Here is a 13,366-nt window from a genome sequence, read left to right as displayed (position 1 = left end):
AGTCACTCTTGGCGACCGCTCCGGGCCGCTAGTGGGTGCAGCCAAGATAACGTCCGCCAAATCGCTTCTTCGCCGCAGCAGAAACCTGTTCATTTGGTCTATCGCCAATGAACAAACATCAAGGGAAAATTTCGCCCATCGCCAAGTCAAAGTCACCCGTCGGCTTTTCCTTGTTTTTGGTCAAGAAGACTTAGCGAATATGGTACCACCCGTTATCCGGTTCTCCCGCTAACCCTCAATGAAAATCCCGGCTCGGGAACAGTTTCCTTGCCTGCTCTCTGGGATGCCGGGCCGATGACTGTCGGCTGACACCATCTTGCGGCAGGTCGGCTTCTTTATCATCACCCAACGGCCTGCCAAGCGTCGCCAGCATCGGGGAGATGTCTTCCACGTGCTCGGCAATCAGATGCGAGACATCGCCATTCCGTTCGATCCGGCCGGTGACAGTGAGCAACCGCCCGGCAATCACCGCCTTCCGAAACGTCTCATATATCTTGCGCCAGACCACCACGTTGGAAACGCCGGTTTCATCTTCCAGCGTGAGAAAGATCACGCCGGATGCCGTGCCGGGGCGCTGGCGGGTGATCACGAGACCGCTGACCGTGACCCGGCCCTTGGTGTGCGGGATGCGATCATGGGGCAGGCTGTCGCGGAGCTGCGGCCGCAGGAACTCCAGAGGATGGGCACGCAAAGACAGGCGGAGGGAAAGATAGTCCTCCACCACCTCCTGGCCGAGGGTCATCGCGGGTAACGTGACGGCTGGTTCAACCCCACCTTCGCCATCACTGCCAAAGAGGGGCAGGGGTTTGGGTGCGCGCAAGGCCCGTGCATTCCAAAGCGCATCGCGGCGGGACAAGCCGATCGCCGCAAAGGCATCTGCCTCTGCCAGCCGCTCGAGCATGCTGGGATGCACCCCCGCGCGCCGCCAGACGCTTTCGACGTCCGCATATCCGTTGCCGCGCGCGCCCGCGATCCAGTCGGCATCCTCCTGGCGCATCCCCTTGATCTGCCGAAACCCCAACCTGAGCGCCAGCGCCCCATCGTTGCGCGGCTCCAGTGTGCAATCCCATGCGGAGTGATTGACCGAGATCGGGCGGACCTCGATGTGGTGGTCTCTGGCATCGCGCACGAGCTGTGCGGGGGCATAGAACCCCATCGGCTGGCTGTTGAGCAGGGCACAGGTAAAGGCCGCCGGGTGATGGCATTTGAGCCAGGCGGAAATATAGACCAGCCGGGCAAAGCTCGCGGCGTGACTTTCCGGAAAGCCGTAGCTGCCAAAGCCTTCGATCTGGGCAAAGCAGCGCTCTGCAAAATCCAGCGCATAGCCGCGCGACAGCATGCCGGAGATGAAGCGTTCCCGAAACGACCCAATCGTGCCCATGCGTTTGAAGGTGGCCAAGGAGCGGCGCAGCTGGTCGGCCTCGGCCGGGGAAAAGCCTGCCGCAACCACCGCGATCTGCATCGCCTGTTCCTGGAACAAGGGCACCCCGTAGGTGCGGCCCAGCACGTCCATCATCGCGGGTCCGAGGTCTTCGACTTCTTCCTTGCCTTGGCGACGGTTGATGAAGGGATGCACCATGTTGCCTTGGATGGGGCCGGGCCGGATGATCGCGACCTCGCAGACCAGATCATAGAACTTGCGGGGCCGCATATGGGGCAGGAAGTTGAGCTGCGCCCGGCTTTCGACCTGAAACACCCCGATCGCATCCGCCCGGCACAGCATGTCATAGATCGCGGGGTCCTCGGGCGGCACATTGGCCAGGGTCAGATCATAGCCCCGGTACTCAGAGAGCAGCCGAAACGCCTTCCGAATACAGGTGAGCATGCCCAGGGCGAGCACGTCGACCTTCAGAAGGCCGAGCGCATTGATGTCGTCCTTGTCCCATTCAATGACGGTGCGATCTTCCATCGCGGCGTTCTCAATCGGACACAGCTCATCCAGGCGGCCATGGGTGATCACGAAGCCGCCCACGTGCTGGCTGAGATGCCGGGGAAACCCCACGATCTCGCTGATCAGCCGCGCGGTCAGGGCAACCCGGCTGTCACTGGGATCGATCCCGGCATCGCGCATCCGGTCCGCGTCCGGCGCGCTGGAGGACCAGCCCCATATTTGCCCGGAGAGCCGAGCAATGACGTCCTGCGACAGACCCATGACCTTACCGACTTCGCGGATGGCAGCACGGGAGCGGAAATGGATTACCGTGGCTGTCAGTCCCGCTCTGTGGCGCCCGTAGCGCTCATAGATCCACTGGATGACCTCTTCGCGGCGCTCATGCTCAAAATCCACATCGATGTCAGGCGGCTCGCCGCGCTCTTTCGAGATGAAGCGTTCAAAGATGAGCGTGATGCTTTCCGGGGGCACCTCCGTCATGCCGAGCAGATAACAGACCACGGAGTTCGCGGCCGAGCCACGCCCCTGGCACAGAATGCCCTTTGATCGCGCAAAGGCGACGATGTCATGCACCGTCAGAAAGTAGGAGGCATAGCCCATCTCGCCGATAAGCCTGAGTTCCTTCTCGACACGGGTCACGATCCTGGCCGGGGGACCATCGGGGTAGCGCCAGTGCAAGCCGCGCCGCGAAAGCCGTTCCAGCCGATCCTGGGCCGGTTCCCCATTTTGGGCTTCGTCAGGGTAGTGATAACGGAGATCATCGAGGCGGAAGGTGCAGCGATCGGCGATCTCCAGCGTCCTGCGGATCGCAGCCGGGTAGCGGTGGAACAGCCGCATCATCTCCGTGCCGGACTTCAGACGATGCTCGCCATGGGTCAGGCGGCGCGCGCCGATGTCATCGATGGTGCAGCCTCCGCGCAGACATGTGAGCACATCGGCCAGGGCACGACGAGAGGAACGGTGCATCATCACATTGCCAACGGCCACAAGGGGAAGACCGGTCGCCTGACTGGTAGTGGCCAGCGTCGCAATGCGCAGTGCGTCCCGCCCATCGTAATGCGGTGCCGCCCCCAGAAAGCAGTGTCCGGGAAAGCAGTTCAGCACCTGCCGGAGTGTGCGCCGTTCCGATGCGGTTTGGCGGCTTTCCAGCGGATCGGGCGGCAGCGCAATCAGGATCATGCCTGTGCCCCATTCCAACAGGTCTGCCTGGGTGAGGGTGCAATCGCCCTTGTCCGCGCGGCGCTTGCCGAGGGACAGGAGCCGCGTCAGCCTCGCCCAGGACGCCACGTCGGTGGGGAGTGCCAGCCAGGCGATGGCACTGTCCTGCAGGACGATCCTGGCGCCCGGGATCAGCTTCGGCAATGCGGTATCCGGCGTGATGTGGAATGCCGACCCTTGGGAGGCCGGTGCAATCTTCCGACGGCTGGAGTTATCGGTCACGCTCTGCGAGCGGATCGCCGGGCTGTTTTGACTGAGAGCCGGGCCTGCCTCCTTGCGCAGGCGTTCCAGCTCCTTCAGTGCGGAGAAGGCGCGCACCACGCCAGCGACCGAGTTGCGGTCGGTGATGGCAATGGCTGCAAGGCCCAGCTCCGCCGCGCGGGTGACCAGCTCTTCGGGATGGGACGCACCGGTCAGGAAGGTGAAGTTCGAGGTGACGCAGAGTTCGGCATAGGCGGTCATGCAAACTCTCCCTGGACCGACCAGGCCGGGGATTGCGGGGTGTAGAACAGCCACAGGCGCGGGCCTTCGCGTGTCTCGATGCGCCAGTAGTCCCGCATTCCCGCGCGCCAGGCGGGATCATCAAACCACCATTCCGGGGCAATACGTTCCGGTCCCATCGCGCGCAGGGTTGTGAACGCCATGCGCCGCCACCGAAACCGTGCAGGGGGGTGGCCTGGCTGATGCAGGGAGGGCTGCATCACCGGCTCCGGTGGAAAGATGATCTGCGGGCGTTGCGGTCCGGAGCGCTGCGGTGGGGTCTCTGCTGCGCTATAGGCTGCCGGTACCACCAGAAAACTCCGTTCCGGGATTTTGCTTTCTGCAGGCAGCAAGCGCCGCACGTTGTCGAACCCCAGCCGGTTGCCCAACCGGGTGAAGAGGTCCGCCAGGGCATCATCGTTCCGCCCCTGCGATGTCGGACCGAGTTGTTCCGCGCGCAGATCCTCGACCACATGCGCGACGAGGCGCATCGCCTCGATGCCAAACCCGGCCTCAACCTGTTCGACGCCTTTCTCGAAGAGCGCCGCGATGCGTTTGGGGTCGCGCATGGCGCGGGCGAGACCGATCTCGACATGCGCCGTTTCCCGGTCAACCCGGTGCAGTTCGAGACACAAACGTCGCGCGCCTTTGTGGTGTTCGGCGAGCGTGTCGCACAGGCGGTCCAGAAGGCGCGACAGACCGGCCATCAGATCGGCTTGCAGCCCGATCGGGTCCGGCAGCGTCAGGCGCACACCAAAATGCGGTGGCGCAGCCATAGGCGAGACGGGTTCGGCCTGGGTGCCGAGCGCCTGATCAAGCCGGAGAATGAGGTCCGGGCCGAACCGGCGGGCCAGCGGCGCGCGGGGCAGGGGGGTGAGATCCGAGATGCGCTGCAAGCCCATCCGCCGCAAACCCTCGACAGTTGCATCGCCGATCCGCAGAGCTGCGACGGGCAGGCGGCCAATCGCGGCACGCAACTCGCCGTCACGTGCAATGCCGCCGCCATGCCGGGCCAGCGCCCAGGCCGCGCCGCGTGTCTCTGCAATGGCGGTGCAGGTCGTGAACCCTGCACGGCTGAACTGGTCCTGCAGATCGGCACGCAGCTCCGCCTCTCCTCCGAAGAGATGCGGCACGCCCGTGATATCCGCCACCAGGGCATTGACCCCATCGCGCGCAATCATCGGGGAATAACGCCCAGCCCATCGCAGCAGGGCGTCCAGCGCGGCGGATTCGCGGGTCAGGTTCGCGGGGCGGGTGACAAGCGCAGGATAAATCGCACGGGCATCGGCCAGGGGCATCAGGCGGTGCAGACCCTTGGCTTCAGCCTCGGGGCTCAGGCAGTGCAAATGATCTGTGTTACCAACCCGTTGCGTCAGCGCAAAGGGACCTTCAACGGGCCGCCTGCGGAGCGCCGTCTCGCACGCCAACCGTGGTAACCAGATCGAAAGAATCCGACGTGCCATTCCAATTTACAACCCAACTCGCTAATGTTCCCTTTTTGTTCTTTATAGTAGACCAGGCATGCTCTGTCGAGTCGGCGCTGTCGGACGCGACTGGAATGCAGTTCCAGCGGGTCTCAGCCGCGTTGCTGCCCTGGTCGTGCTGGATCAGCAACAGGCCCGTGGTTTGTCCGGCTTCTGCGGCCAGCTGCAGGCGCCGACCGGCTTTGAGGGAGAGCGGCTGTTCAACCTCGGCAATCACCATCCCGGCGGCGGGACTGCGCAATGCCTCTTCCACCGACCACAGAAGATCACAGTCCAGCGCAGCGTAGACGATGTGCAGGCGTTCTCCCACCCCATCGGGCAATCCGCGCAGCATCGGCAGAGAGACGACATGTGCGGGGAGAACCCAGATCAACGGACCGGGATGGCGCGTCGCCTGAAACAGTGCGAAGGCTCTCCGGCCCGCGCCTTCTGCCTCATGCACGCGTCTGGCGGCCAAAGAGAGGGGCGCGCGGGGCGGTGCGTCAAGCTGCATCTTCCCGCACTCCCTTGGCCACAATCTGCAGCATGCCATCGGGCAGGGGGCGCTGCAGCGTGAGTGCATCCTCCGCAGGAGCCGTCAGCCAGTGGCGGCACTCCTCAGGCCTCGTCAGAATGACCGGCATCGCCTTGGGATGGACCGGCTTGACCTCCGCATTGGGCGGGCAGGTCAGAAAACCGAAGAGCTCGGCAGTCACCTCACCCTCTTTGATCTTGCGGACAGAGGTCCACTCGGTGCGCAGCCCCGCAAAAAAGGCCAGCGGCCGATCGTCCCCAAGGGCAAACCAGACCGGATGATTGCGCGGTGCGCCCGAACGCTGATCCAGTTCCGAAAAGCTGGTGAACGGAACCAGGCAGCGGTGCTCGGGAGACAGCCATCGCCGCCAGTGTGGTGAGCCGACATTGCGGATGTTGGTAACCCCCTTATCGACCCGCTTTCCTTCCAGAAACTTGGCCGGCGTTGGCATGCCCCAGCGCGCCATTCTCAGCTGCCAAGTGCTGTTCGTACCCTTACCGATGATCGGGGCAGGGTAGTCCGGCCAGATGTTGGTCATCGCTGGCAGGTTGCCTGAATTATCAACAAGCTCTTCGTCGTCGGAAAGCACGTCATCGAAGACATGCCGCATCGCGTCCTGGCTTTTGGTTTGGGAGTAAAGATTGCACATGGCAGAAACACCGCGACTCGATCAGAGAGAGAACAATGCCAGAACAGGCGGGTGTTGGGAAGTGTGGTGGAGCAAGAGCGATCTTCGCAGAACCGATTGCACATTTGGGGTGTTTCGAAACCTGCATCGATAAAAACGGCCCTTTGCTGCCATTCGCGAATTGACCCAACGCCGCGCTGCAGCTTCCCCGAAAAGGTACTAAATACGTGATGTATTTCAATCGCTTGTAGATTTTTCTCGGTCTTCTATCCAGAAGGTAAGCCGACCCACTTCAGGACTAAAACTTCAATTGACAATGAATCCTAATGACTACACGGATTGAGTGTTGGCGAATGGTTAATACTAGCTTAACAAGGTATACGTAGCTGAAGTAAATTGTTTGTTGTTCCATCCAACCGCTAGAATTTCGGATGAAAGAATTTGAGCACTACAGCCCCCACGAAAGCAGTCTTTCGGCTTTCCACTGATCAGCGTGACATACCCGGCATCGTAAAACTCGCACGGGAAGCCCACGCTGAGAGCCGCTTTGGTTATGTCCCTTTCAGTGCTGAAAAAGTCGCTAGACTGGCAAAAGCGGCCTTCAAAGATGATGCGAAACACGCAGTGATGTTGGCAGAACGTGATGGGCACTTCGTCGGCATCGCGTACTGTTCGGTCGGTGAATACCACTTGGGAACAGATGTCTTGTTGACAACGATTCAAAACATCAATGTTTCGAAGTCAGTTCGCGCATCTTTGTCAGGCGGCAAAATTGCACTTGGCCTATTTCGTGGAATCGAAACATGGTCACAAGCTCGCGGATCAAAAGAAATTCTATTTCACGTAACATCAGCCATAGGGCTCCCCCAGTCGCACAAACTCGCAAAGAGGCTGGGGTTTGAATTTATCGGAGGTAGTTATGCAAAGAGCCTGCCCAAATCCTAGATCGGCATTTGGCCTTTTAATTGTAGCGAGCTTGCTTGCATCATGCAGTCCAAGTCCCCGTATCACTGCATCCAGTTCATCCATGGCAGCGTGCGAATCAGAGCAGATTCTGTCCTTTTTTTCTGATGCACTTCCCGATCTCCATGTTGGCAAACGCCGCATGGAAGTTGAGGCGGTTTTGTCTGCAATGGCGGTTGAAATCATACAGACCTCCGGCAGTGAGGAAATTGGGTGTCGCATCAAGGCTGATGCTGAGTTTCCGATTGGCGCCCCTTATGGCCAAGACATTGCAATGCCTATCCGGATATCTGCACTTATCCGAGAGAGTTCAGTTTGCCTAAACCACAATAGCTTCGAGAACGGAGGCAGACCGAACTATGAGTCGCAAGACGCATATATAGCAAGACCTTTTTTACTATCAGGAAATTCTGAGCAACAGCAGCGAACATTTTTGCCGGTGTGCTTCGATACAAATGGCACTATTTTGGGATACTTAGACTATGACATCTGAAACATATAGCATTGAAATTGGAGAGCACGGTCTTTTTGGCGTCGCCGCACACTTAAGTGTTCGATTTGTAGACAGTGACGGTACAAGGCTGGCTGAGGTAAACGGTCTAGCGACCAGACCGGACGGTACAAGTGCTCCAATGGGTACAGCCATATTGGACCACAATATTAATGGTTACGTTTGGGACCTTGACCAGCCTCAAAGCTTCTTCAATAGCAGTAGAACGCGTTCAATAGATGTCCTTGCCGAGCGTCCTCGCGAAGAGTGGGAACAAGACCTCAAAGTTGTTCAAGCAATTGTTGGTGAGATAAATGCCAACGATATCTCCTATCAAGCGCTCTACACCAATAGCAATAGTACGGCAATGACGGTTCTACGTGGTCTTGGTTACACGGTTGAAGACGTTCAAGCGATAAGCGCTCGCCTGACTCCGGGTATAAACATCGAACTCCTTACCGACGCAGAACTAGCCGAAATACGGCAAGCTATCAAAGAAAGCCGAGAGTATACCCCCGGTGACTTAAGTGATGCGCCGCCTACTGTTTGGGAGCATGTCTTGGAAACAGCCGGGTCCGTCGCGGACGTCATAATTGAAACCGTTAAAGACATCGCCGATGCCATTAAGACCACTGTTGGCAATGTTGCTGATGCGGTTAAGGACGTCGTCGACACCGTTGTCGAAACGGTTAAGGAAACGTTCAACAACGTCGTCGATTTTTTTACGGGAAATGGTGACAATGATGAAGGTACTTCGTCAGACGATGACAATGGCAAGCCAATCATTCTCGATATGGACGGCGACGGTGTCGAAATTTCTGTTCTTGGCGACGTCTCGTTCGATATGGATAATGATGGGTTTTTGGAAAACACCGACTGGGTTGGGCCAGATGACGCTTTTCTCGTATTAGATCTTAACGCTGACGGTACCCGAGGTATCGGGGATGGTAAAATTGATCAAACCAACGAACTCATTTTGTCCAATTGGGTTGGTTGGGAAGGTGCCACCGATCTGCAAGCGCTAGGAGTTTTTGATAGCAATGCGGACATGGGCGGGAACAATGATGGCGTACTTAACCATTTTGATACAGTTTGGTCAGAACTACGAGTATGGCAAGACGCCAATGTAAACGGGACCGTAGACGCTGGAGAGCTCAAAACACTTAGCGAGTTAGGTTTTACAGAACTGGCACTGTCTTATGATGACGGAACAGATTTCTTCGACCCAAGCAACGATATCGAAATCTTCAACAGCAAACTATTAGGATCGGCGTCGTACACTCGCAACGGAGTCGTGCATGAGGGGGGTATTGGAGATGTTTCGCTCAGTTACAGTGATCAGGGCTATTTCTTTGAAGAAACTGATGACTTCATCAGAATGTCGTTTGAGGACGGTAGTCAAGAAATGATCGATAAAATCAGGCAAACTGAAAGTGCGAACCTCAGTCTGTCCACGGCCCATACCGGCGCAATTGGAGACAGCCGAAATAACGTGATCAATGGAGCACACCTTGGTGCCGACCTAAGAGTTACTGGCGGAGACGGCTCAGACGAACTCATTGGGGGGCGTGGCAACGATAACCTAGCAGGTGATGCTGGCAATGACGAATTAAACGGTAATGATGGCGATGACTTCCTACGTGGTGGGCTGGGTGCTGACATTATTGATGGCGGAGACGGCAACGATTTTGCTGTTTATGACGAATCTAATGGTGCTGTTACTATCGACCTCCGCGCAAACACAGCATCAGGTGGTTCAGCAGCGGGTGATACTCTCATAAATATTGAGAGTGTTATTTTATCTGAATTTGACGATATCGCCTACGGCAGCGATGGAAACAACCAACTGCATGGAGGATCAGGTAATGACTATCTAGATGGGGACGCTGGGAACGATCTTATTAAGGGTGGTGTTGGTGATGACAAGATTTTTGGTGGTACTGGTGTAGATTTTCTCTATGGCGGTGCTGGTGACGACCGAATCCGGAACGATAAGGTTGATGGCCTCATGGATGGTGGCGCAGGCTTGGACATATTAGATTTGTCGAGACATCGCGCCAATCTCGAAATTGATTTGGAAGCTGGTACCCTAGAGGGGAGTGGTCAAATGATCACGGCCACAAATTTTGAACATGTCATTAGTGGCCACGGCGCTGATCACATAACAGGCACAGATGCAGCCGATGAGTTGCACGGTCAAAATGGAAATGATGTCATTTACGGTTATGGTGGCGACGATAGTATCTGGGGTGGACAGGATAACGACAAGCTATATGGCGGCGATGGCAATGATTTCTTAGGTGGATCAAGCGGCAACGACATCCTGTATGGAGGCGATGGAGACGATTTCTTGCAACCATCGAACCATGACGATGTAGCCTATGGCGAAGCAGGAAATGACATCTTGAACGGTGGCGGTGGTAAGGATCGGCTGTATGGCGGTGATGGCAATGATAGGCTCAATGGTGAAAACCAAAACGATACCTTGTATGGCGGATCTGGTGCCGATGTGTTTTGGTTTGGCAAGGGTGATGACGATGACCGCATCATGGATTTCGAGGACGGCATCGATTTGATCAGCTTCGAAGAACATCGTCTTTCGTATGGCGATCTGAGAATTTCAAATAAATCTAACGGCTCCACTCTTATCGAATACGGAGAAAATTATCTCGATTCTGTCGAAGTTCTTAATTCGGCTGGCCTGATCGACGAAAACGACTTCCTTTTCTGATAAATCTGTGGCTTTGTCACGTACTTGGCGAGATGCATCGCTCGCCAAGTGTCCGTCATTCGGGCTTAACGTACTATTCTGCACTCAGCCGGAATCTACCCCTTTAACGGTACGGTATACGTGTTTCGTGCCAAACGCGCTGACCGGCTCAAGATGATCTGGTCACAAGTATTACCTTTTCGCTGCATCCGTTTTCAACAAGACCTCTAGCCCAGAAATAATTTACCGAATATTCAAGCAAATTGCGCTTCTGACAATGGAAATGGACGACGTTCGAGCGGTTGAGGTTCCGATGTTGGGTGCTGGTGCTGGCAAATTGAGTGACGAGGAATCTTGTGTGCCGATGGCACAAGGATTCCGTGAGTCCGCTCACCCCGACGCAAAATTATTTATCTATGTAAACAGCCACCAGCGCGCAGAAGATGTTGAGAAGATGGTCAATTAATCCCGCTTGGATAGCCTCTTTAGCCGCATTCGTTTGAAGCCCGGTTTTTTGGGCGTGGGACTAGACAAGGACAAGGAACGTTTGCTGAAGCGACTTAAGAAGAAGTAAATGCTTGCTGATTGCTCTTGTAAACCAGTTTTTCTGTTTTTTGTTCTTAGACATTTCACATGTTTGCTGCATCGCCAAAAGGCCACATATTGGGCTCGAAGCCGACCTGCGGCGGTGCAGCGGAGTGGGCGTCAGGACGACCAGATGATGCGGTTCTTCCGGCCCAAATTGGACATTGCCTTTGAGCCCGAGCGCCGCAGTGCAGCTTTCGCAAAGCGGACACTCAAGCAGTGTTCGCTTGATGGTTGTGCTGCGGGTTGCTAGCGTGTTTGTGTATTTGACCCTTATAGAGATTCGACCATGTCATTGAGATCATTTGCTTTCGTAATCTCGCTCGCCGCAGTCGGTCCGGCCATGGCTCAAGATGTATCTCTGTCCGCAGAGTTGGACGATATCGAACGGCAGATGACCGAGATCGAGGCACAAGCGGCGCGCTATGACGGCGGCCTTATCCTGACACTGATCGACGCGCGGCGGGAAGCCCTTTTGTTGGCACGCACACTGATCGAGAACCGCATCAATGCAGAAGCAGGTGGCGCGACCATTGAAGTGACGGTCCCTGCCATTCAGCCCGATGAAGCGCTCGCCGGGCAAATCCTTGGCGAAATGGCGGCAGTTCAACAACGCATTGATGAAGCTGAGCGGGAAGCTGCGACTGCTGGCGGACTTATCCAGGCGCTCACACTCAGCCGCGCAGAAACAGAACGGCTCAACCTAGCACAGTTGCAGATGGGGTATTTGCAAGCAAAGTACGGCATCGCATTTCCTGTCATGGCACCGCAGGCTGCAGAGGCCGCATCAACAAGTGCACCGGCCACCGGTTCAGCAACACCACCGCAAGACGCTCCCCAGGCAGTCGCATGGGCAGACCGTCGGTTCCCAACAATCGACTACACACTTGCCCCGTTCGAGCAGGCTGGTCGGAACGGACACCAGATCTCCGGTTGGTGGACAATTGAAGCGTCACGAGCGGTCGTAGATGACAGTCCGCAAATCTTCGCACTGAACCATTCGCAGTTTAGCCCCAACAGCTTCACCGGGCAGACAGCCCTTGTCGCAAGGTGCATCGAAGGCGAGACAGCTCTTTTGTTCGTGCAGGACGATTTCTTGATAAACGACTTCAGGCGCAACTCCTTCGAAATGACGTTGCGCATCGACGAAGAGTCGTCTCAGCAATCCAGGTGGAACAGTCTTACGAACAACAAGGGTGCGGGCCTATTTGGACGCGAGGCGGAAACGTTCATTCGAAGGATCTACTACGCTGAACGTCTATTCATCCGACTTTTTGAATCCAACGGACAGCAACACGACGCGCTCTTTAAACTCGACGGCGCACAGGATGCTTTCGAGGCCGTTGCAGGAGCATGTGGATGGACAACTCTGACGCTGTCAACGGAGGACTACCGTGCGATCCAGACCCTGCTGAATGCCGGGGGGTTCGATACAGGCACGCCTGACGGACAATGGGGGCCTGCGTCACAAAGGGCCATGCGGGCCTACCAGGCTTCGGTAGACCTACCCGAAACCGGAGCACCGGACCGGGCCACACTTGAGATGCTTGGGGTCGACAAATAGCTTCTGGTAGAGAGAATGCATTGCCAAGTTCGGAGGCGGTGCGACGCCTGTATAATCGAGATGGAAGAGCGGCGCATGATCCGGCCCAAATTGCTGCGTTTCTGCACAGCAACGAATGTCTGGTTTTGGGAAGACGCCAATTTTTAGTCCCCGCCATTGATCAACCCCATCGAGTTCGAGGGTTTCAGAGCGTTGCCCGCACTCTGAGGCGGTTTCAATGTTTGAAGTGACTAATTTTAGTGCGGTGCGCCTATTTTTTATACATGCGGCGCTGCGCATCCGGAAAAACAACCCTTCTTTAAGAAATCTGCCTTCGAGAATTGGAATTTAGGGCCGTCCTCACTAAACGGGCAGAAAAGGGGCGCGCTACAATGGCGTGGCGCACCCGACCTGGCAACGAAGCTATCTCTGAAACCCAACTCCTTGTGGAGTCAGGCAAAGGTCGCTCTTGCTATGTCCAAAAAACGTCTTGTTATTGTTGGTAACGGTATGGCCCCGGGCCGTCTGTTGGAGCATCTGTTTGAGGCCTCGTCAGATGGCTTCGATGTTACGGTCTTCAATGCTGAACCGCGCGTCAATTATGATCGTATTATGTTGTCGCCCGTTTTGTCGGGCGAAAAGACATATGAAGATATCATCATTCACGATGACGCTTGGTATGCGCAGCACAACATCACCCTGCACAAGGGGGCGAAGGTCACGCAGATTGACCGCGCCAATAAGACGGTCACAACGCAAACCGGCGTTACCGAAACTTATGACTGTAACCCGTCACGGCCATTGAGACAGAGCGGTACTTTTGCTTAGGGAGAGTTTTCGGTTCATCGTATTCCTTGAAA

Annotated in this window: 10 protein-coding genes; 6 read left to right on the top strand and 4 right to left on the bottom strand. The window is 56.4% G+C overall.

What is annotated here, in order from left to right; all coding sequences use genetic code 11:
• Window positions 1-235: 235 nt before the first annotated feature.
• Genes ACJ5NV_RS09325 through ACJ5NV_RS09310 form a run of 4 tightly spaced genes read right to left on the bottom strand, consistent with a single transcriptional unit; the run spans window position 236 to window position 6,236 of the window.
• Entirely contained in the window at window positions 236-3,571 is a 3,336-nt protein-coding gene (locus ACJ5NV_RS09325) for an error-prone DNA polymerase (protein WP_411643407.1), read from the bottom strand.
• A complete protein-coding gene (locus ACJ5NV_RS09320; protein ID WP_411643406.1) occupies window positions 3,568-5,052 on the bottom strand; it encodes a Y-family DNA polymerase in 1,485 nt (494 codons plus the stop codon). The genes ACJ5NV_RS09325 and ACJ5NV_RS09320 overlap by 4 nt, the downstream gene beginning before the upstream one ends.
• Complete coding sequence (locus ACJ5NV_RS09315; protein WP_411643405.1) at window positions 4,979-5,566, bottom strand: ImuA family protein; 588 nt, start codon at window positions 5,564-5,566, stop codon at window positions 4,979-4,981. Before ACJ5NV_RS09315 ends, ACJ5NV_RS09320 begins: the two co-directional genes overlap by 74 nt.
• Window positions 5,556-6,236, bottom strand: coding sequence for an SOS response-associated peptidase (locus ACJ5NV_RS09310; RefSeq protein WP_411643404.1), 681 nt, complete (start codon window positions 6,234-6,236; stop codon window positions 5,556-5,558). Before ACJ5NV_RS09310 ends, ACJ5NV_RS09315 begins: the two co-directional genes overlap by 11 nt.
• Window positions 6,237-6,656: 420 nt before the next feature.
• Here ACJ5NV_RS09310 and ACJ5NV_RS09305 point away from each other — a divergent pair, with 420 nt between their 5' ends.
• The 6 genes from ACJ5NV_RS09305 to ACJ5NV_RS09280 all read left to right on the top strand — a co-directional run bounded on the left by ACJ5NV_RS09305 (window position 6,657) and on the right by ACJ5NV_RS09280 (window position 13,334).
• Entirely contained in the window at window positions 6,657-7,160 is a 504-nt protein-coding gene (locus tag ACJ5NV_RS09305; protein ID WP_411643403.1) for a hypothetical protein, read from the top strand.
• An 82-nt stretch (window positions 7,161-7,242) separates the two neighbouring features.
• Window positions 7,243-7,671 (top strand): hypothetical protein, encoded by a 429-nt coding sequence (locus ACJ5NV_RS09300; RefSeq protein ID WP_411643402.1) that lies wholly within the window; start codon window positions 7,243-7,245, stop codon window positions 7,669-7,671.
• A complete protein-coding gene (locus ACJ5NV_RS09295) occupies window positions 7,661-10,399 on the top strand; it encodes a hypothetical protein (protein ID WP_411643401.1) in 2,739 nt (912 codons plus the stop codon). Before ACJ5NV_RS09300 ends, ACJ5NV_RS09295 begins: the two co-directional genes overlap by 11 nt.
• Before the next feature lie 256 nt (window positions 10,400-10,655).
• Window positions 10,656-10,844: a hypothetical protein gene (locus ACJ5NV_RS09290; protein ID WP_411643400.1), complete on the top strand. Its 189-nt coding sequence runs from the start codon at window positions 10,656-10,658 to the stop codon at window positions 10,842-10,844.
• A gap of 408 nt (window positions 10,845-11,252) precedes the next feature.
• Window positions 11,253-12,527, top strand: coding sequence for a peptidoglycan-binding domain-containing protein (locus ACJ5NV_RS09285; protein WP_411643399.1), 1,275 nt, complete (start codon window positions 11,253-11,255; stop codon window positions 12,525-12,527).
• Between the two features lie 453 nt (window positions 12,528-12,980).
• Entirely contained in the window at window positions 12,981-13,334 is a 354-nt protein-coding gene (locus tag ACJ5NV_RS09280; protein ID WP_411643398.1) for an FAD-dependent oxidoreductase, read from the top strand.
• Window positions 13,335-13,366: the final 32 nt, after the last annotated feature.

The sequence above is a fragment of the Loktanella agnita genome (assembly GCF_046640325.1).
In the GTDB taxonomy this organism is placed as follows: domain Bacteria; phylum Pseudomonadota; class Alphaproteobacteria; order Rhodobacterales; family Rhodobacteraceae; genus Yoonia; species Yoonia agnita.
The sequence above is the reverse complement of the archived record's forward strand: the minus strand, read 5'-3'. Positions and strand labels throughout refer to the sequence as shown.